Below are 21,039 nucleotides of genomic sequence, written 5' to 3'. Positions count from 1 at the left end.
CAGTGGATTATCTGCATGCAGATAATCCACTGCTGCTGCATTCGGGAAGTCGATATTCTCTTTACTTGCTTCTAAAATATATTGCGTTACCGATTCAACTTCTGCTGCTGCATCTAAAGTAGCATCTTTAATGAAGTTAAGATCTGCATCTAGGCCATTGGTAAAATCACGGATTTCCTGGATGTATTCTGCAATGAAAGCGCCACCACATTTAATGGTCTTACGGCCGATCAAATCCTGTGATTGAACGCCGTTGGTACCTTCGTAAATCTGTGAGATACGCAAGTCACGGATACACTGTTCCATGCCCCATTCACGAATGAAGCCATGACCACCAAACACCATTTGTGCATCTAAAGTTGCGTTAAATGCTGTGTCAGTCAGATAAGCTTTTGCGATTGGCGTTAATAGCGCAACACGGTCATTGGCTTTCTTCACTGCTTCTGCATCAGTCGAGAATTTGGTGATGTCGAGCTGTTGACCGACATACACGGCAAAGGCACGAGATGCTTCGTTGTTGGCACGTGCATTAAGCAGCATACGGCGTACGTCACCATGGACCAAAATACTGTCCGCAGGTTTGTTTGGAGATTTCACGCCAGAAGCACTACGGCCTTGAATACGGTCAGTCGCATATTGCGCAGCATTCTGGTAAGCAAACTCAGAAGCACCTAAACCTTGAATACCCATAGACAGACGTTCGTAGTTCATCATCACGAACATGGCAGCCAGGCCTTCGTTTTCTTTACCGACTAAATAACCTTTGGCACCGTCAAAGTTCATCACGCAAGTTGCAGAGGCTTTAATGCCCATCTTGTGTTCGATTGAACCTGGACCTGCATGGTTTCGTTCACCCAAAGAACCGTCTTCATTGACCAGGAATTTCGGTACGATAAACAGTGAAATACCACGTGAACCGGCAGGTGCATCAGGCGTTTTCGCAAGAACAAGGTGAATGATGTTTTCAGCCAGGTCATGGTCACCACCGGTAATGAAGATTTTGGTACCAGTAATGTTGTAAGTACCGTCTTCGTTACGTTCAGCTTTGGTTTTGATAATACCCAGGTCTGTACCGGCATGTGGCTCGGTTAAGCACATGGTACCTGACCATTCGCCAGAATAAATTTTAGGTAAATAGGTTTCTTTTTGCTCTTGAGATGCATAGCTGTTTAACGCCATACCTGCACCGACAGAAAGAAGCGGGTAGAGCATGAAAGATGGGTTAGTCGCGAACAGCATTTCGTCTGCAAGCACAGTCAGCATTTTCGGCATGGCTTGACCGCCCCATTCTTCATCTGCTGCCAGGCCAATCCAGCCGCCTTCCGCATATTGTTTGAAGGCCTCTTTAAAGCCAGCAGGTGTGGTCACATTACCGTTGCTATATGTTGCACCTTCTTCATCACCAGTACGGTTTAAAGGTAAAGTCACGTTTTGTGCAAATTTCGCCATTTCTTCAAGAATGGCTTCTGCTGTTGCTGCATCAACATGCGCAAGATTTTCATTGTTTTGCCAGAATTGTTCTGCATTGAAAACATCGTTCAGGATGAATTTCATATCCGCAAGAGGCGCATTATAGATTGGCATAGTGAGTCACCTGTTTATTGTTTGATTCAGTTCGGTTTGATGAGTCTAATACAGGAAAATTCATGTTGTTAGACGACTAAAGGTTAATTATTTTCTATCTTTGATAAAGAAAAAGGACTGTCAAAAGTCTGACCGTCCTTTTTCTCACATCAGTTTAAAACCATGTACTTAGAATGCGAAGTGTTCAGCATCTAAAGCAAGTAATGGCTCAACGCCACCCGCAATCACGTCAACGTGTGAGCGAACGCGTGGAAGAATTTTCTTGAAGTAGAAACGGGCAGTAGTCACTTTCGCGTTGTAGAAATCTACGTCAGTTGTACCAGCAGCCAATGTTTCCTGAGCAACAAGTGCCATACGAGCCCATAGGTAAGCAAGCGTTACATAGCCAGAGAAGTACAGGTAATCTACTGCAGCAGCGCCAACTTCATCCGGGTTTTGCATTGCACGCATACCAATCTGCATAGTCAAATCACCCCACTCTTTGTTCAGAGCAGCAAGCGGTTCAACAAATTCTTTCATTGCAGCATTGTCTTTATGGGCTTCGCAGAATTTATGGATGACTTTGGTAAAGTCTTTCAACATTGCACCTTGAGTACCCAAAACTTTACGACCTAACAGGTCAAGCGCCTGAATTTCAGTGGTACCTTCGTACAAGCAAGCGATACGTGTATCACGAACAATCTGTTCCATGCCGTGTTCAGAGATGAAACCATGACCACCGAATACTTGAACGCCGTGTTTCGCAGATTCAGAACCGGTTTCAGTCAAGAATGCTTTTGCAATCGGAGTAAGTAGCGACAACATGTTGTCCGCAGCTTTACGTTCTTCTTCAGTTGCACCTTGCTCTACCGTGTCTGCATAGAAAGACAACAAGTAAACCAATGCACGGCCAGCTTCAGCAAAAGATTTTTGCGTTAATAGCATGTTGCGTACAGCAGGGTGAACAATGATTGGATCTGCTTCTTTTTCTGGTGCTTTAACACCTGAAAGTGAACGCATTGCCAAACGGTCTTTAGCATAAGCCAATGCACCCTGGAACGCGCCTTCAGAAGCTGAAAGACCTTGTACCGCAGTACCAATACGAGCAGTGTTCATAAACGTGAACATGCAGTTTAAGCCGCGGTTTTCAGGGCCAATCAGGAAGCCTTTTGCGTTATCAAAGTTGATTACACACGTCGCGTTACCATGAATACCCATTTTGTGTTCGATTGAACCACAACGTACTGCATTACGCTCGCCAATTGAACCATCAGCATTGAGGTTAAATTTTGGTACGATGAATAATGAGATACCTTTAGTGCCTTTCGGAGCACCAGGAAGACGCGCTAACACGATGTGAACAATGTTCTCTGCCATGTCGTGTTCACCAGCAGAGATAAAGATTTTCTCGCCAGAAATTGCATAGCTGCCATCTGCATTTGGTTCAGCTTTAGTACGGATAATACCCAAGTCAGAACCTGCATGAGATTCAGTCAAGCACATGGTACCCGTCCATACACCTGAAACCAGGTTAGGCAGGTAAATGTCTTTTTGTTCTTGAGAACCGTGATGTTCCAAAGTACGTACTGCGCCGTGTGAAAGGCCTGGGTACATGCCCCATGCCCAGTTTGCAGTACCGACCATTTCAGAGATCACGTTGCCTAAAGAAACAGGCAATGCTTGACCGCCATATTGTTCTTCAGCAGAAAGTGACGGGAAACCCAATTCGATATATTTTTGATACGCTTCTTTAAAGCCTGTAGGTGTAGTCACTACACCGTCGTTCCAGGTACAACCTTCACGGTCGCCCACTTGGTTTAGAGGAGAAAGTTCATTTTCACAAAAGTCAGCCGCAGCTTCTAAATATTGATCAACCAATTCACGGCTTACGGTGTCAGAAAATGCCGGCAAGTTTGCATAATGTTGTTCAGCATTTAACAATTCATGTAGAACAAATTGCATATCACGTAAGGGCGCTTTGTATTGTGGCATATCGGTTTCCTCAATACTGGTTTAACCAGCTTATAATCCTAATAAACATTGAAACGTGCTTTCAATAACACGTATTTGTATGGCTTAATCGTGCAACATCTTCTTACTTGGTACAAGCGTTTCCATGCGTTTTCTTGGTGACTGTAAAGTCAAAGATTTCTAACTTGAAATTGCTAAGTAGCTTGAGTGTAAATGCTTTTATGTTTTATTCGATGTCATAAATAGTCAAAAACGTAAAATTTTATAAATAATAAAAAAGGCGCAGTATTGCGCCTTTTTTATTTGGGAGAGGTTTTATGATGCTTACTTTATTGCAGCAGGAGCAACAGGTGCTTTAGGCTGGAAGCGAACTTCACATTTACCATTCATACTGTGGGTGCCCACCTTAACTTGTACTGCAGCGCCATTGGCTTTGCCCTGACAAGCTTTTAACATGGCTTGCTGATGCGCTTGACGTTGTGCCAGGCGCTGATCAAATTGCTTGGTTAGTTCAGCACGTTTGGCATCAGTGAGTGGTTCTGATGATCGCATTTGCATGCCTTTCATCCCACCGGCCATACCTTGCATATGCATATCTTTCATTTCACCACGCATGCGTTTCATCTCTTGACGATCCGCTTTGAAGCGCATGTTACATGTACCATCAATGGTCTTTTCACCAGCCTTGATTTGTACGGCAGAGCCGACCGCTTTACCATCACAAGCTGTTTTCATGCTTTTCATCATTTGCTGGCGTTCGGCACGGGCTTGCTGAAAATGCTCACGCTGTTCAGGTGTCATGTTTCGTTTATGCTTTTGATGATGATCCTGCATCATGCGCGCATGATCAGCATCTTTATCTTGAACGGTATTGGTGGATTGACAGGCAGTCAAAGCACCCATACTAATTAGGCTTGCGCCCACTAAAGCTATTTTTGCCATGGAATTCATTGTTGTTATCTCCAATGAAAAAAACGAAATTTGATAGTTAAAGATTAAACAATAATGATGAAGAAACAATGAAGAGTATTTTTTTAGAAGGTTCGTTACAATGACCTAATTGAGAAGAAATTTTGAGACTTTGCTTTTGAATATTCGCCGTGTTCCGATCGCCTTGCGCTTGTTTTTGACCGTATTACTCACGACGTTAGTGATTACCACGGTCAGTTTGGGTGTATTGCATTGGACCATGCAAAAGAACTTTGCCCGTTATGTGGCAGATGTGGAAATGCAGAAGCTGGATCATGTGATTAGTAATCTGGCTGGCGTCTATTCGGTTTATCATGACTGGGGTAATGCCATTCAAGCGCAAATCCTGCAAATCGAAGGCACGGCTGCACCGGATGACTATGACCGTTTGTCTCGCTGGTGGTTACGTCGTCAATATGATATTGCTTTGCAGCAGCGTTATTTTCAGGAAAATACTTTAATCAGTGTTTCTCCGGGACTAAATAAAACCGAGCAGAGCAAACCGATTTTAGATGCAGAAGAATTACGCATGATGGAGTTGAATTTACCTTCAGAGTATCAGCCTTTTGAAGGACTCAAATTTCCTTTAAGTTCCAATCAGAATATCTTCCGTCCAGACAGAAAATCGGAAGCTAAACCTGGCGACACTGCACAGCGCCCGAACCAAAATCAAAACCAAAGCCAGAATCAGAATCAGAATCAGAAAAAGCAGTTTATCTCTTTGCCCGACCGTTTAGGTTTAAGTTCCCGGTTATCCTTATATGATGCCAATAAACAGTTTGTGGTAGGTGAGCCATCTGATATTCCAGTTTCCTATCGCCCGATTATGGTGAATGATAAAATTGTCGGTTATCTAGGGTTAAAACCGGTGCTGGATCAGGATGATGCTTCAAGTATTAACTTTTTTAGTAATCAAAAACGTTATTTATTATTGGTGTATGGATTAACTTTCCTAACCAGTTTGATCGCGGCTTTATTGCTGGCCACTTACTTTAAAACGCCGATTCAGCGCTTGCTGCAAGGGACACGTGAACTGACCAAAGGCAATTTTCAGCATCAGGTCAAAGTCAACCGCAATGATGAACTGGGTGATTTATCAACAGAGTTGAACCATCTTGCCGTGATTCTGGATCAGCATGAACAATCACGCCGTCAGTGGGTAGCTGATACTTCACATGAATTAAAAACACCATTGGCAGTGCTGCAAGCGCAAATTGAAGCGATGCAGGACGGTATTCGCAAACCGACACCGGAACATTTTGAATCGATGCTGCGTCAGGTCACCAGTCTGAAAAAACTGACTCAGGATCTGGCGGATTTGGCTCAGGCTGAAGCACAGCAACTGAAATGTTATTTTGCCGAAGTGAATCCCTGGAATGTGGTACTACAAGAAGTTGAAAACTTCAAACCCAAATTTGCCCAAGCGGATCTGTCTGTTTCAGTGCAGGGTGAAGGCGCGAATTTACAATTAGATATAGATCGTTTTAAACAAATTATGGTCAACTTACTCGGTAATAGCATTCGCTATACTGAAGCGGGCGGTGAAGTTCATCTACATACCGAACAATCTGAAACCGAGTGGAGTGTGATTGTGGATGACAGTCCGCTTGGCTTAAGTGATGAACAATTGGCACGTTTAGGTGAGCGCTTCTATCGCGTGGATGATTCGCGCACCCGTAGTACTGGTGGTACAGGTTTAGGTTTGGCATTATCTGGTAAAATTGCGCAGGCATTGGGTGGGCAGTTAAGTTTTGATCATTCGCCACTCGGTGGTTTACGTTGTAAACTGACTTTTCCAAAACAGTTAAACAAATAAAAGGATGAGATTCATGAAACATGTCATGCTGGTTGAAGATGAAGTTGAACTTGCACAGCTGGTGCGAGACTATCTGGAAGCGGCTGGTTTTGAAGTCAGTATGTTTCATGATGGGCAAGAAGCGTATGACAGCTTTACTCAGCGTAAACCAAGTTTGATGATTCTGGACTTGATGGTTCCGCGTATGGATGGTTTGACCATTTGCCGCAAAGTGCGTGAACAGTCTGATTTACCAATTATTATGGTAACTGCACGGACCGAAGAAATTGACCGTGTGTTGGGCTTAAATATGGGTGCAGATGATTATATTTGTAAGCCTTTTAGCCCGAAAGAACTGGTGGCGCGTGTACAAGCGGTGTTACGTCGCCTGGACCGTCATGCAGAACCTGAACAGAACAGTTTGTTCCGTATGGATAAAGCACAGCAACGCATTTGGTATCAACAAAAAACTTTGAACTTGACGCCAACTGAATTCCGTTTATTAGAGTTGTTCCTGGAGCATGTAGGGCAGGTGTATTCACGTGCGCAATTGCTCGATCATATCAATCCGGACAGTTTTGATGTGGCAGACCGCGTGATTGACAGCCATATCAAAAATTTGCGCCGTAAAATTTCCGATGCGGCTGAAACCGGTAACCGTCATGAATGGATTCAGGCAGTGTATGGTGTAGGTTACCGTTTTGAATATCCTGAAGATTGATTCAGAGTTAAATGAAGAAAAGCGAACCTGAGTGGTTCGCTTTTTTTAGGGAGTAGGGATTAATTATAGATTAAACAGGGATTATGGCATTTTAGAAATTTAATCCTCATTGTTTAGTTTTCTTTAACTTTTCAGCTGATAAAAGTTGATCGCTAAATCAACCGTACCTCATATCAATAGACATTCGGTCGGTGGTGAAATGACATTAGGACAAAATGTCTTTAAAGCAAAAACGTTGAACATCCTTAATCTTGCTAAATGTTTTACCTTTCACTGTCTTGAATATCCTTGTGTCTTTAAATAATTCTTCTGCCTGAGTGTAGCTCAGTTGATTTTGACGTAATTGATCAATTGTAGCGCTCTGTGTGACTTCAAACAAAGATTCAGTCCAGCTTCCATATTCAGGGAGGTAAAAAAGTCGATCTCCATATGTCCAAAAACTCCCTTTGATTGGAATTCCTTTATCTGGTGGATGATGAATGAACAGGTCTTCCTCTTTTTTCCATTGAGAGAAGGGCATATTGTTTAGCACTCTAATTTCTGAAGTTGTTGAGCATAATTCAGAAAAAAACATGAATAGAGTGGTTGAGAAGGTTTGATATTTTCTAAAAAAATAAATGTGCTTACCATTACTGAATACACTTGGGGAGAATCTGTGAAGCTCTGAGATAAAGGGATTTTTGTTGAGGACTTCGAGTTGAAGCTTTTGAGTATTAAAAAAAGCGATTTGATCATTAGAAGTGAAAATTGGGAAAAAGGTATGATTGTCATCTTTTTTAATTATCTTTAGGTTTGGATAATCAATTTTATGTGATTGATAAAAATAACGATCGCTTAGTGGATCATATAAGTAAACTTTAAAGTTAAATGGAATAGTTTCTAAAGTAATATTGTAATTTAAATCTAAAACTTCATGTTTATAAAAAACATGTCTTTGATCTGTAATATAGCTGTCTACTTGCCAAATTTTTTCATGGGGTTGAAATGAGGTTAAATATCTTAAGTTATATGGATCAGTTGATTTTAATTGTTTTCCTTCAACATAGGTCGATTCACCATTTGTCACGATATTTTCGAGTATGAGCTTATAGTTGTTTTTGCCATTTTTTAACTGATATAGAGGATAGTGGTATCCTGATTTTGCGATTTTTGTCCCAAATAATATCGCATCAATTTTTTCAGATCGAGTAGGGTCAATTGAATCTGAACTTGCATTAAAATTCCAATCACAAAAATAAGTATTTTGATGATCAGTCAGATAACCCCCTCCCAGATAAATTAAACGAGAAGGGCTTAGATTAGGAATTTTTTGAAATCCACAATACACATTATTTTTATCTAGGGCTATATTTTTTCTTCGATTCTGATCTTGATCAAAAGCATCTTTCCAATGGAAATGTTGAGCCAATGTTTTAAACGAGTTGACATTCGCCTCTGGAATGGGAACGCCATATCGAGCGAGTGGAATTGGAAAAAAGTAGTAAATTTGATTATTTAACTTTTGAAAATGATCTGATTCATTTTTAACAAGAGCGACTCCTGTACGGTCAAAATAATCTGTGACCAGTCCTGGAGGGGAGAATTGCGCTAAGCGTTCTTCCTTGCTTAAAGTAGGTTTGGTGAATTGAGGAAATAGATAGATTAATACTAATAGGCCTAAAGCAATCCCTGTTATTTTTATTTTTGACATGCATCCTCACATGAAATGAAATTTTATTCTTGAAGTATTAAGTTGTTTACTTTGTAGTTCTTAATAGAGAAATTTTCTGCCTTTCAACTTTCTTTAACTTCAATACTATCAGCTCATAAGAATTCAGCACCAAATCTTTAACTAAAGACTCATCCAGTTCATCATCCTCATAAACAGTTATCCAATGCTGTTTATTCATATGCCAGCCGGCACGAATATAAGGATAAATATCGCGCAGCATTGCGCCATCATCCAGGATAACTTTTAAGTTAATGGCTGCCTTGCCTTCTAAATGAAAACTCAGCATAAAGACTTTATCCATGACTTTAAACACATCACAGCCATCGCCAAAAGGTTGGGTAATCGTCACTTCAGGTAGCTTTAAAGCAGTTTGGGAAGCAAGATTGTGTAAAGTCATTAGTTTGGATAATCCAAAACAAAAATGTAGATAATGCTTAAATTATCCACAGTTTTCTTGGTGGTTGTGAATAAATTAAGACGAACAGCTGACCATCACTTCCGGAACATCACTTGGCAATGGGGTTAAATCTTCAAGTTGTTCTAAATCTGGCTGTTTGGTAAATGGTTGGCTCAGCAACTTAAACAACCGATCAACTTCAGAAAAGTCATCTCGTTCTGCCAGTTCAATCGCTTTTTGCGCCATGTGATTACGTAAAATATATTGTGGATTGGCTTTAGCCATTTCGGCATCAAGTTCATCTGTTTCTTGGTTTGCTCGAATATTTTCATATTGAGTCAAAAAACTTTCAAACTGGCGTCGGTCCAGACAGTCATCTTTAATCATTTCAAACTGTTTGTTCTGAAGCTGAATAAAGTTTTGGGTATAGTCCAGTTGCTCGCTTTGCAGAATTCTTAAGAAAGCCATGCCGCAGTCAAAACTGTCTTTATGGAAACTTGGCAAGCCCATTTTCTGGTTTAAACCATGTTTATAATGCTCTAAGAATGTTGGCTCATAGTGCTCTAAACATGAAGCTAAATCCTGTTTCCATTGCTCTTTATCATAGTCTGTAGGGCAGAGCGGAACCAGGTTGTTTAACCATTGCCATACATTCCAGTGCCCAATACTTGGCTGCTGCTGATAGGTATAACGGCCTTGATAATCCGAGTGGTTGTTGATCCAGCTCGGACGGAAACGTTCCATAAAACCATAAGGACCAAAGTCCAAAGTCGAACCGGTAATATTCAGGTTGTCAGTATTCATCACGCCATGGGCAAAACCCACCAGCTGCCATTTGGCAATCATCACTGCAGTACGTTGGGTGACTTTGGTTGCAAAAGCTAAAACAGGCTGTTCAGCATCGAGACATTCCGGATAATGCCATTCAATGCACTTTTGGGTAAATTCAGTGAGTAATTCAGGTTGATACTGATTAATCCATTCAAAATGTCCAAAGCGAATATGACAGTCTGATGTGCGCAGCATCATCGCGCCCGGTTCCAGTTTTTCGCGTTGTATGCCTTGGGTGGAAGAGGTGAATCCAACTGCATTACTGGATGCAATACCCAAAGCATTCAAGGCATGACCGGCCAAGTATTCGCGAATCACGGAACGTAAAACGGCACGACCATCACCCATACGCGAGTAGGGCGTAGAACCAGCACCTTTTAAATGCAGGTCGATGGTTTGACCATCTGTATCTAGAATTTGTGCAATCAGTAAGCCACGGCCATCACCGAGTTGTCCTGCCCATTGTCCAAACTGATGCCCGGCATAGACCATCGCCAAAGGTTCAAATTCGGTAAAGGTTTTTTGTCCACTACAGATTTCAACCCATTCGGCTTTATCTTGTTCTAACCATTGCAGTTGATTGGCCAAAGCTTCATTGAAATGACCTGCTTTGGCGCCTTTCAAGGGAACTGGCATTTGATGATGATAAAGCTTGGGATTGAGCGATGGATAGCGAGGATTAAATTGCATAGGACAATCTAAAAATGGGAGAAGATATAACCACTATAGCAAATTTAAACGGCTAAAATGAATAAAGCCCCAATAATGGGGCTTTATCGATCGAATCAGGTTTTATTCTGAAACAGGATTCTTTTTAATGCTGCGCATTAAAATTTTTAGGGTATTACGGTGATGGGAAAGACGCTGTTCAACCAGCTGGAAATCGACTTTAAGTTTGCTGTCGATTTGGTGAATCTTTTCAGCAACAGAGGCTTTCTTGGCTTGAATCTCTTGTTCTTTCAGTTTTGCCCAATCATTTAAAGTTTGGGTAAATGCTTCATATTCCTGAGCAATACGCAGTTTAGCTGCCGCCATATCTTCATTGACATTATGACCATACACCGCCAAATCTTGTTCAGCATATTTAAAGCGCATTGCCAATTCAGCTTTTTTAATATTAAAGCTTGGAATACGACGTAAATTTTTAGCTAAGCCCAATTTTGAACATGACCAGATCAGCCATTTGGTAGGATCATACTGCCACCATTTCACACCATTACGGTAATCGTATTGGAAAATGTGATGATAGTTATGATAACCCTCACCCCAAGTGGCAATGGCTAAAACAAAATTGTCACGAGCAGTGTTTTCGTCAGTATAAGGACGTTTGCCCCACATATGACAAAGTGAGTTAATAAAGAAAGTCACATGATGGCTCAAGATCAGGCGCAGTAAACCACCCAATAACAATACGCCCCACATATCGCCAACTGCCCAACCCACTGTGGTTAAAATCACAGCATGTACGGCAATGACCAGTGGAATGTAATATTTGTCCTGGAACATCACCACTTTGTCATTTAACAAATCGGGTGCATTTTTATAGTTTGCTTCTGCTGCCGGATAGTTACGAAGCATCCATCCAATATGGGCATACCAAAAGCCATTATTAATAGAGTACGGGTCTTGTTCGACATCATCGACATGGCGGTGATGGGTACGGTGACCTGAAGCCCAGAACAAAATACTATTTTGAACGGCAAAAGTACCCATAAGCATTAAAATAATTTTTAATGGCAAAGTTGCTTCGTAAGCACGATGTGCCCATAAGCGGTGATAACCCGCAGTAATCCCTAAACTACTCACACCGAGTAGTACAAATAAGCTGATCCATGCGCCTAAGCTAAAATCATGATGATAAGCATATAAAGGGATAGCGATTACAGCCACAATTGGCAAGAATACCAATGCGAATACTGCAATCCAGTTAATTGGGGCTTTGGGTAGGGGAGCATTCATCTCCAACAGCACTCCTAGAACCTTTTAAAAGGTAAAGGTAAGGTATAAACGAATTCTTAATTCAATACAGTTTATATGGATTAAGACTTCTTCAATATTAGCATGAGCTACTAAATCTTCACTAGCGTTATTCTACAGGTGTATTGTACTAAACAGTAACAGAATACGAGGCAGGGTTGATTGATTTTATCGAAGGTCAAAGCAGCTTCTTTCCACCCTGACGATATGAATCATTTTTGATTAAATAAATAGTGAATTAAGTCATATAAATGGGGGCGAAAAATTTATTTTAAAGTTGCTCCAGCATCATTTTCGGAAAATCGGTAATCAATCCGTCTATTCCTAAACTTTGCAGATGCTTGGCGCGCTCAATATCATTCACTGTCCAGACACTGATGTGTAAATGAGCTTGTTGGGTAGCTTGAATCATCTCATCAGTTGCCAGCTGATTCATCCAGCCAATTTGGCAACAACCCAGTTCTAACGCCTGTTCAATAGCTTGGTGTTTGATGTCATCTTCAATCAATAAGCCGCGTTTAAATATCGAGTCTTGCTGTTTTAAGACCTGATGGATTTTTAAATCGAAACTGGTGATTACGGCAGTTTGTTCAAAGCCGTGTAATTGTTTTTGTAATTCTAAGACTAGTTTTTCAGCTTCCGCCATAGTTGCAACAGCTTTGACTTCAACTTCAATATGCTCAAAGTCATGAATAATGCTCAGGGTCTGGCGGAGTGTCGGGGTGAGCTGTTTTTCCCAGTCCATCCAGATATGCGCCTGATTATAGGCTTCAAGCTGATGGCTGTTTAGGTCATAGAGCGGCTGATCTGTACCGGTGGTTCTTAAAAAGTTGTCATCGTGCATGATAACGAGTTCATTATCTTTAAGCTGACGGACATCAAATTCGACTGCACGGATGCCCAAGTCATGAATGTATTGAAAGCCGCCTAGGGTATTTTCCGGGGCTTCACCACGTGCACCACGATGGCCGATGATTTTCATAATGAACTCTTTTTCTAGATTGAACTGTGAAAGTGAATCACTGCTTTTATCTTATCATTCAATGCATGTTAGATATTGGAATTTAAGGTTTACTTGTTTTAAATTGCAGTAGAGATTGTGAATTGATTTTGTATAGGTGATTTCTTACTTTTCAAAGATGAAAAGTAACAAAAATCTTTTGTCTGGCAAAAGGTTCATCCCTGAAACCTTTGCCAGACGGCGACATCCTTGTCGCCTGGCGCGGTAGCAGTATACTGGTACTTTGTTTTTAGAAAGAGCAACAAGTAGTCATTTTTTATCAGCGAAACGAGTGACAATTTTGAATTAACAATAAGTTAAATCGTCTCATTAATATTTTTTTGCCACAGGACTTCAGATCCGCCCTCGCTTCGTTGCAATGTCCGCGAGGCAACAAATAACCAGTCAGAAAGACGGTTTAAAAGCTGCAATGACGTTGCCTGAATATTTTGATCGCGGGTATGTACCGTCATCAGGCTGCGCTCAGCACGGCGGCATACTGAACGTGCTTGATGTGCATAACTGCATGCTAAAGTTCCGGCCGGTAAAATAAAGTCTTTCAGCATGGGTAAAGCTTCATTCATACGGTCAATTTCATTTTCCAGAAATTCAACTGAAACCGGTAAAACCATGTTGTAGTTGGGAATACAAACTTCACCACCCAGGTCAAAGAGCCAGTGTTGAATCAGGCTTAAAGACTTATCCCAAGCAGCTTTGTCTTCAATATTACTCACGGCAATTTGTGAACGTAAAATACCAATACAAGAGTTGAGTTCATCGACATCACCTAAAGCGGCAATACGCAAGTCATCTTTGGCTACGCGTGAACCGTCGCCTAGTCCGGTTGTACCAGAGTCGCCTGTGCGGGTATAAATTTTACTTAAACGGTGGCCCATTTATAATTCCTTAAAACTTTGATATCTGAATATAAAAAGGATAATGCCATAGGCATGACATTATCCTCAAAAGTATTTACTAAAAGTCGGCAAACTTAGTATGTGAAGGTCACACCAGCAGAGGCTAAACGACCGCCATTAACATAGTAGTAGCCTCGATCTTGATAGGCGGCTTTGTATTCTACATCGCCAATATTTTGAATATTGCTAAACAATTTAACATGGGGATTAACATTCCAGTAGGCATTGACGTCAACAGTTGCATAACCCGGATTTTGGTAGTTTTTGTCCCAGTCTTTCGATTTTGATTTGGCAATTAAAGACGCGCTAATTCCATAGATTTCATTTTGAATACCTGTAGTTAAAGTGAAACCCTGACGGGGACGGCGGCCTAACTCCTGATGGGTTTCATCATTTTCAGATTTCACATAGCTATAAGCTGCTTTGGTAAATAAATCATTTTGTTGCCAAGCCAAATATAGCTCTACGCCTTTATAGGTGGCTTTATCAATATTGCCCAATTTACCGAAGTTTTCTGAACCAATCAGGTCTTCAACTTCAGTGTAATAGGCAGATAGGCCAGTTTTAAAACCTAAAGCTAAAGTCTGATCAATCCCGGCTTCATAAGACATACTTTCTTCTGGCGCAAGTTCAGGGTTGCCGTTCCAGGCATTGTAAAGCTCATTCAAGGTAGGCGATTTAAAGGCTGTTCCAATATTGGTGTAAATACTGGTAGAAGGGAGAACCTGATAACGTGCTGCTATTTGCCCTACAGTATGTGAGCCATATTTTTCATTGTCTTCAACACGAATACCGGCCTGGGTATTTAGCTTTTCACCTTTGAACTGATGCTGTACATAGTAGCCGGTGGAATCGACATTTTCCTGATAAGGTGCGCCGTAAGACAAAATGTCTGCATCAAGATTACGCTGAGTGAAACCTGCAAGAATGCTGTGCTGAGGTAAAAAGTTCCATTTACCGTAAAGTTCAGCTTCCTGGGTTGTGCTATGTACAAAATCAGTCGAATCTTTTTGCTCGACCTGATCTTTAAATTGAGATAAACGTCCATTCAGCTCAATGTTTTCCGTAACCTTGGCGCGGCCTCTTAAATTAACGATTTCATTTTCAAAATCCTGTTTGAGCAAGCTGCCATCAAAGGCATAGGCATCATATAAATTTGTACCTTCATTGCGGCTGTAATCTATAGATGCGGCAAATTGCTGTTTTTCTAAGCCCACTTTGGCGCTATAACCTTTTTGCTCAAATGAAGCTGTTTCAGAGCGATCGGTTTTTTGGTTGGTGACTTGAGTGGCGTCAGACTCCAGACGTTGGCCACGAATTTGTGCATAGAAACCATCGTCATATAAATCAGCCCCGAGGACAGATTTATAAGTTTGATGTTCACCGATTTCACCGGTGATAAATGCACTGGTTTTTTCCGGGGTTTTGGAAACCAGCTGAACTACACCGCCAATGGCATCCGTACCGTAGAGTACAGATGCAGGACCTTTGAGCACCTCAATCTGTTGAATATCTGTGGTATCGATAAATGCTAAATTGGCAGTTCCTGAGGATGGGTTGTTGAGTCGAATACCGTCACGGAGGACGAGGGTATGATCAGATTCCGTACCACGTAAATACATGTCTGCAAGTTGACCCATGCCGCCATTCTGCACCATGTTAATTGCAGCATCATGTTTTAACAGATCAGGAAAAGAAGCAATCGGTGACTGCTCGACAATATGTGGCTCAATAAGCGAAATTCTTGCAGGGACAGCGGTAATCTTTTCTTCAGAGCGTGTGGCAGTCACCACTAAAGTGTCTAAAGAAGCATTCACAGTGGTTGTGTTGTCTTGTGCAAAGACAGATGCAGAGAAACCCATCGCAATAGCGATTGCGCCCACTAAGGCTGTAGTCTGAAATTTAATCGTCATGATTTAAGCTCCATACATTCACCCCCCGTGAATGATTGAGTTAAAGAACACAACAAGCAGGTATCCGGACTTAAATGTACATGCATCTACATGTTACATATCCACCTTCCCACATTATTATGCAGTGGTGTAAATCAGCTGATTTATAAAGATATGCTTTTCATTTTACCGTTGCGGGGGCAGTGTCGGATTTGCACCAACTTCCCTAAAGCCTAAGCTTGACTCGTTGCAATTGCGCGCAGTATAAGGTTTGTGCAGGCATTAGACAATCTATGGCAATATTATTCCGGATGAACTTTACTCAAGCTTTTAAAATTGCATTACAATGATTCGCCCCCATATTTATAGACTGACTATAAATCGGGCAAAGATTCAGCCAAAAAATTAGAGCGAAGTATATGCGAACCCGTGCCAAAATTTGCGGAATCACACGAATAGAAGATATACATTCTGCTGTAAATGCAGGAGCAGATGCGATTGGTTTTGTGTTTTTTCCACCCAGTCCACGCAGTGTGACCCAAGAGCAAGCGAAAGAACTGATTCAGCATGTACCTGCCTATGTGCAAACTGTGGGCTTGTTTGTGAATGCATCGCTTGATGAAATTGAGCAGATTTTAAAACAAGCGCCAGTCGATATTTTACAGTTTCATGGGGATGAAAGCCCTGAACAATGTCAGCAGATTTCCAGTCAGGTCGGTCGTCGCTGGTATAAAGCGATACAGGTAAAACCTGAGCTAGATGTCATCAATACTATAAAAAGCTACCAAAATGTAGGCGCAAGTGCAGTATTATTAGACGCCTGGCATCCTGAACTGAAAGGCGGAACCGGGCACAGCTTTGACTGGTCAAAATTCCCCAAACTCGATATTCCTTTAATTTTGGCAGGCGGTTTAAAGCCTGACAATATTGAAGACGCTATAAAGACGACCAATGCTTATGCAGTAGATGTCAGCGGAGGCGTAGAATCCGCTAAAGGTATAAAAGACCAACAACTGATTGAACAGTTTATGCAAGGAGTCCAACGTGGATCAGCAAAATAAGATTGACTATACCCAATTCCCGGATAAACGCGGGCATTTCGGTATCCATGGCGGACGTTTTGTGTCAGAAACTCTAATGGCAGCATTAGAAGACTTAGAAAAACTTTATTCTCGTATGAAGGATGATCCTAAGTTTCTGGCAGAATTCGACCGTGATTTAGCCTACTATGTAGGTCGTCCTAGTCCTCTATATTATGCTGAACGATGGTCGAAGGAATTAGGTGGGGCGCAAATTTACTTAAAACGTGAAGACTTAAACCATACAGGCTCACATAAAGTCAACAACACCATTGGTCAGGCGCTTCTGGCTAAGCTTTCAGGTAAAAAACGTATTATCGCTGAAACTGGCGCAGGTCAGCACGGTGTAGCAACCGCAACCATTGCAGCGCGTTTGGGCCTTGAATGTATTGTATATATGGGTGCAGACGACGTAAAACGTCAAGCCATGAACGTGTATCGTATGCGTTTGCTGGGTGCAAAAGTTGTTGCAGTAGAAAGTGGCTCTAAAACTTTGAAAGATGCCATGAATGAAGCAATGCGCGATTGGGTAACTAATGTTGATACCACATATTATGCAATTGGGACGGTAGCAGGTCCACATCCTTATCCGCAACTGGTTCGTGATTTCCAATCAATCATTGGTCGTGAAGCGCGTAAACAAATTCAGGAACAGGCTGGCCGTCTTCCAGATGCATTGGTTGCATGTGTCGGCGGTGGTTCAAATGCGATGGGCTTGTTCTATCCATTCTTGAACGATGAAGATGTAAAAATGTACGGTGTTGAAGCAGCAGGTTTGGGGATTGAAACCGGTAAACACTCTGCGCCACTCAATGCCGGTCATGTCGGGGTACTGCATGGTAACCGTACTTACTTGATGTCGGATGAACAGGGTCAGATCATTGAAACCCATTCAATTTCTGCCGGTCTGGATTATCCGGGTGTAGGTCCTGAACATAGTTTCTTAAAAGATATGCACCGTGTTGAATATGTGCCGATCAATGACCAAGAAGCGCTGCAAGGTTTCCGTGATTTAACGCATATTGAAGGGATTATTCCTGCCTTGGAAAGTTCACATGCGATGGCTTATGTGACCAAACTTGCACCGACCATGGATAAGGATCAAATCATTATTGCGACGGTTTCTGGTCGTGGTGATAAGGACTTGATGACTGTTGCCCGTATTGATGGCGTGGAAATGGTAGAGATGTAAAAATTTTCCTAGTTCCTTTGTGGGAAAGAGGAAAAAGCCCTCCTTTCTCAAAGGAGGGTGGGGAGGATTTAAAAAAATCGTGCCGAAGCAATTCAGCACGATTTTTTTTGAAATAGAAGTTTATCCAAAACGTGAACAAGTGAAGGCAACATGGTTATTGCCCGTTAAGCAGCATTACAGGGATGTAATGTCTGCTTAACAAGATGGTTTTCTTGCGAAGCTTCGCTTCTCATTTTGCCGAAACAAAAGTTAGATATTTCCTACCAAAGAAAACTCTAGTCAAATTCAACTTTCTGGTTATGAAGATCTCTACATGTTGACGGAGTCTTGCTGCTTATAACTCAAATATAAGGAGCTCGTAATGTTACTTTGGATAAGCCCAAAGTAACCAAAGGCATTGTCATTCGCAAAACTCGTCTTATACTTTCATGTGATTAATTTAGTCGCAAAAACATTTCTATCGAGTTGTGGTCTGCCTCGAACAATTGCGAATGACGTTTCCGTGAATCGCAGATTCTTTGTAAAAATGCTTCAAAAGAAAGGAAATAAAATGCCCAGCTTATTTATCGTCATGCTTGGTGGCCGTCATGCGCGTGCCAATACCGAAGTCCATGATGTGGTACTCGCCGTGGGGGATTCATTAGAAGAGACCTATCCTCAACTTAACACTGCATGGTTTGGCGAGCAAAAAGGCTTGCACATTGATGCCTGGGCGCAAATCAATGGCGTAGAATTTAAAGGCATACATTATCAAATTCAATTTAGTAATGCCCAGCCGAACTCATCTGAACAAAAGCTGTTTTTAATTAATCTGGGTGGCTACGATGCCCGGGAGTTTGGGGAGCTGCATCGCTATGTTTTGGTTGTGGCGCAAAATGCGATGCTGGCAAAACAACGTGGTAAAGCTTACTTTGCCTCACATTGGAAAAAACAGCATACCGACCGAGTATTAGATGTGGACGATTGTATTGCGATTGATCAGGTACATGGCCGTTATGTGCATCTGATTGAAGGCGAGTTCAGTGGCAACCGTTGGGAAAATACGTATTTGATGCTATCTCATGACTGATTTATATGTGTTTGATTAATAAATTATATTTATAAAATATTAAATCAAAAGGAATAATATATATTTTTTGTATTTATTCGATGAAATCTGCTGATCGATACTTCTAACTTGGATTTATATAGGCATAATAAGCGTAAGAATTTATGATCTCTTGGCTAGATGGAATTTGATAAATGGATTTGATTCAATCAAATGGACAACCGAATTATGGCCGCTTTAAGTCTCTCCCAAAAACCATCGATTTGAATCAATACCAGTATAAGACGCCTTATGGAAAGGTCTTAACTGGTTGGCGCAAACGATTAAAATATAAAAAGTTTAAATTTTGCTGTATTCAGCATGAACACTACACGATTGGTCTGGCAATTGCCGATATTGCGTGGGCAGGGCATGGTTTTTTTTATATTTATAATCATCAAAATCAGGAAGTTTTAGAGTGGAATGCGATTAACCTCTTATCGCGCAATACTGTGGTAGATGAGCAGCCGCTTTATAACCAGAGCTTTTTTTCCAAGTCACCTTTTCAAATTGATATTCAGCATGCCAACGGTGTGCGTTATATCCATGTGACCAAATATGGTGAAATCAGGCTCAGCGCGCGAATTTTCTGTGCCGGGACAGACCCGCTGAGTATGTGTAGCCCGACGGGAATTAATGGCTGGACCTATACTCAAAAACTCACGACTTTGGCCTGTGAAGGCTTTTTTATCAATAAACAGCGTGAAACCATACAGTTTAATGAAAGGACTTTTGCATCACTGGATGATACCTGTGGTTTTTTACGTCCGGAGACGGCATGGTTCTGGTTGTCGTGTAACTTTTGGGATCAAAACAATAACCGGATCGGCTTAAACCTGGCTTCTGGGGTGAATGAAAGTTTTGGCAATGAAAATTGCTTGTGGGTGAATGGTGTGCTGTATCCTGTAAGTGATGTTTTATTTCAGCATCAGGGGGATGATCATTGGACCATTCGCTCACTGGATGAAAAGTTAAACCTGGATGTAAAAACGGGTTGGCGACGCTATGAAAATCTGAATTTAAGGCTGGTCGGTAGTCAGTTCAGTCAATGGCAGGCCAAAATTAGTGGCACCATTCAGCAAGATGATCAGGAAATTATTTTGCTCAATGAATATGGTTTGCTTGAGCAGCACTATGCCAAGTGGTAAGCGCCAAGTCGTCAATCTACAAGAATAAAAAAAGCCTGCAAAATATGCAGGCTTTTTTTTATTCTTTTGCCGCTTGCCAAAATGCTTCACCCGCTTGTATGGGGTCGCCGGTTTCTTCCAAGGTTTTGACCCAGACATCATATTGAGCAATTACCGGATGTTGGCTGGGATGAAAATCCTTTTTAAACCAGTCACCGTATTGTTTATTCATTCGGGTCAAGATGCCACGTTTACCAAAAAACCACGGTAAGCCTTTGATATTCATTTGCAAACGCTGCAATCGGCTAAATCCGTCATGTTCTAACATTACGTTGGTGCGGTAAATGGTAAAGCCAAACATTAAAAATGTAGTCCACACCAAAGTGAATTTACGTGTAGATTCAGGCACATTGCCAACCTGTTTCATCACGTCAAAAGCCACATCCCGATGTTCCATTTCTTCAATCGCATGCCAGGCAAATAGTGCGCGTACATAAGGATGAGCATCGCGCAAAGTTTCTTTTTGGCTATAAAAGGTTTCTGCCATTAAGGCAGTCAAGTGTTCAGCGGCAGCGGTCATGGCAATATTGTATTGTGGAGAGCGTTTTTCCAGTTCGAATTTAAAAATTTTATTTAAACGCTGAATAAACTGATCGACCGGCATGCCTTGTTCTTTCATGACCTGATTCATTTTGTCATGGGCAATGCCGTGCTGTGCTTCTTGACGGATAAAATCTGCCACACGCTGTTTTAAATCCGGGTCAGTAATCTGGTCACGGAACAGTCGTACAGACTGAATGAAATAGCGTT

General features: G+C 41.5%; 17 protein-coding genes and 1 riboswitch. Of the genes, 6 read left to right on the top strand and 11 right to left on the bottom strand.

Annotated elements, in window-relative coordinates:
• The 3 genes from B2Y23_RS00715 to B2Y23_RS00705 form a co-directional block, all read right to left on the bottom strand.
• Positions 1 to 1,584, bottom strand: a 1,584-nt coding sequence (locus B2Y23_RS00715; protein ID WP_291368426.1) for an acyl-CoA dehydrogenase family protein, incomplete at its 3' end; no start/stop codon positions are given.
• Between the two features lie 168 nt (positions 1,585 to 1,752).
• Complete coding sequence (locus tag B2Y23_RS00710) at positions 1,753 to 3,555, bottom strand: acyl-CoA dehydrogenase C-terminal domain-containing protein (protein WP_291368424.1); 1,803 nt, start codon at positions 3,553 to 3,555, stop codon at positions 1,753 to 1,755.
• A gap of 303 nt (positions 3,556 to 3,858) precedes the next feature.
• Positions 3,859 to 4,485 carry a hypothetical protein gene (locus B2Y23_RS00705; RefSeq protein WP_291368422.1) on the bottom strand — a complete coding sequence of 209 codons (627 nt, stop codon included), beginning with the start codon at positions 4,483 to 4,485 and terminating at the stop codon, positions 3,859 to 3,861.
• A gap of 136 nt (positions 4,486 to 4,621) precedes the next feature.
• On the opposite strand from B2Y23_RS00705, the gene baeS reads away from it, so the two are divergent.
• Together baeS and B2Y23_RS00695 are read left to right on the top strand one after the other, a co-directional pair.
• Positions 4,622 to 6,319 (top strand): sensor histidine kinase efflux regulator BaeS, encoded by a 1,698-nt coding sequence (gene baeS / locus B2Y23_RS00700; protein ID WP_291368420.1) that lies wholly within the window; start codon positions 4,622 to 4,624, stop codon positions 6,317 to 6,319.
• 13 nt (positions 6,320 to 6,332) lie between these two features.
• Entirely contained in the window at positions 6,333 to 7,019 is a 687-nt protein-coding gene (locus B2Y23_RS00695) for a response regulator (RefSeq protein ID WP_291357172.1), read from the top strand.
• A 205-nt stretch (positions 7,020 to 7,224) separates the two neighbouring features.
• On the opposite strand, the gene B2Y23_RS00690 is transcribed toward B2Y23_RS00695, so the two are convergent.
• The 7 genes from B2Y23_RS00690 to B2Y23_RS00660 form a co-directional block, all read right to left on the bottom strand.
• Positions 7,225 to 8,709, bottom strand: coding sequence for a DKNYY domain-containing protein (locus tag B2Y23_RS00690; RefSeq protein ID WP_291368418.1), 1,485 nt, complete (start codon positions 8,707 to 8,709; stop codon positions 7,225 to 7,227).
• A gap of 46 nt (positions 8,710 to 8,755) precedes the next feature.
• Positions 8,756 to 9,127 carry an MmcQ/YjbR family DNA-binding protein gene (locus B2Y23_RS00685; protein WP_291368416.1) on the bottom strand — a complete coding sequence of 124 codons (372 nt, stop codon included), beginning with the start codon at positions 9,125 to 9,127 and terminating at the stop codon, positions 8,756 to 8,758.
• Between the two features lie 75 nt (positions 9,128 to 9,202).
• Positions 9,203 to 10,648 (bottom strand): protein adenylyltransferase SelO, encoded by a 1,446-nt coding sequence (locus B2Y23_RS00680; RefSeq protein ID WP_291368414.1) that lies wholly within the window; start codon positions 10,646 to 10,648, stop codon positions 9,203 to 9,205.
• Between the two features lie 102 nt (positions 10,649 to 10,750).
• Complete coding sequence (locus B2Y23_RS00675) at positions 10,751 to 11,917, bottom strand: acyl-CoA desaturase (protein ID WP_291368412.1); 1,167 nt, start codon at positions 11,915 to 11,917, stop codon at positions 10,751 to 10,753.
• A gap of 289 nt (positions 11,918 to 12,206) precedes the next feature.
• Entirely contained in the window at positions 12,207 to 12,917 is a 711-nt protein-coding gene (locus B2Y23_RS00670) for a glycerophosphodiester phosphodiesterase (protein ID WP_291357182.1), read from the bottom strand.
• A 335-nt stretch (positions 12,918 to 13,252) separates the two neighbouring features.
• A complete protein-coding gene (locus B2Y23_RS00665) occupies positions 13,253 to 13,831 on the bottom strand; it encodes a cob(I)yrinic acid a,c-diamide adenosyltransferase (RefSeq protein ID WP_291368410.1) in 579 nt (192 codons plus the stop codon).
• A gap of 95 nt (positions 13,832 to 13,926) precedes the next feature.
• On the bottom strand, positions 13,927 to 15,765 hold the full coding sequence (locus tag B2Y23_RS00660) for a TonB-dependent receptor plug domain-containing protein (protein WP_291357186.1): 1,839 nt from the start codon (positions 15,763 to 15,765) through the stop codon (positions 13,927 to 13,929).
• Between the two features lie 38 nt (positions 15,766 to 15,803).
• Positions 15,804 to 16,007: riboswitch (cobalamin riboswitch) on the bottom strand.
• Between the two features lie 156 nt (positions 16,008 to 16,163).
• Between B2Y23_RS00660 and B2Y23_RS00655 the strand changes: the two genes are divergently transcribed.
• The 4 genes from B2Y23_RS00655 (at position 16,164) to B2Y23_RS00640 (ending at position 20,250) form a co-directional block, all read left to right on the top strand.
• Positions 16,164 to 16,805 carry a phosphoribosylanthranilate isomerase gene (locus B2Y23_RS00655; protein ID WP_291368408.1) on the top strand — a complete coding sequence of 214 codons (642 nt, stop codon included), beginning with the start codon at positions 16,164 to 16,166 and terminating at the stop codon, positions 16,803 to 16,805.
• A complete protein-coding gene (gene trpB / locus B2Y23_RS00650) occupies positions 16,789 to 18,015 on the top strand; it encodes a tryptophan synthase subunit beta (RefSeq protein WP_291357190.1) in 1,227 nt (408 codons plus the stop codon). The genes B2Y23_RS00655 and trpB overlap by 17 nt, the downstream gene beginning before the upstream one ends.
• A gap of 550 nt (positions 18,016 to 18,565) precedes the next feature.
• On the top strand, positions 18,566 to 19,084 hold the full coding sequence (locus B2Y23_RS00645; protein WP_291357192.1) for a DUF1543 domain-containing protein: 519 nt from the start codon (positions 18,566 to 18,568) through the stop codon (positions 19,082 to 19,084).
• 173 nt (positions 19,085 to 19,257) lie between these two features.
• Positions 19,258 to 20,250 carry a DUF2804 domain-containing protein gene (locus B2Y23_RS00640; protein WP_291368406.1) on the top strand — a complete coding sequence of 331 codons (993 nt, stop codon included), beginning with the start codon at positions 19,258 to 19,260 and terminating at the stop codon, positions 20,248 to 20,250.
• Between the two features lie 58 nt (positions 20,251 to 20,308).
• Here the strand turns inward: B2Y23_RS00640 and B2Y23_RS00635 are convergent.
• The coding region (locus B2Y23_RS00635; protein WP_291368404.1) for a metal-dependent hydrolase at positions 20,309 to 21,039 on the bottom strand (731 nt) is incomplete at its 5' end.

Source organism: Acinetobacter sp. UBA5934 (assembly GCF_002430855.1).
Classification (GTDB): Bacteria; Pseudomonadota; Gammaproteobacteria; order Pseudomonadales; family Moraxellaceae; genus Acinetobacter.
This window is presented reverse-complemented; position numbering and strand designations above follow the sequence as displayed.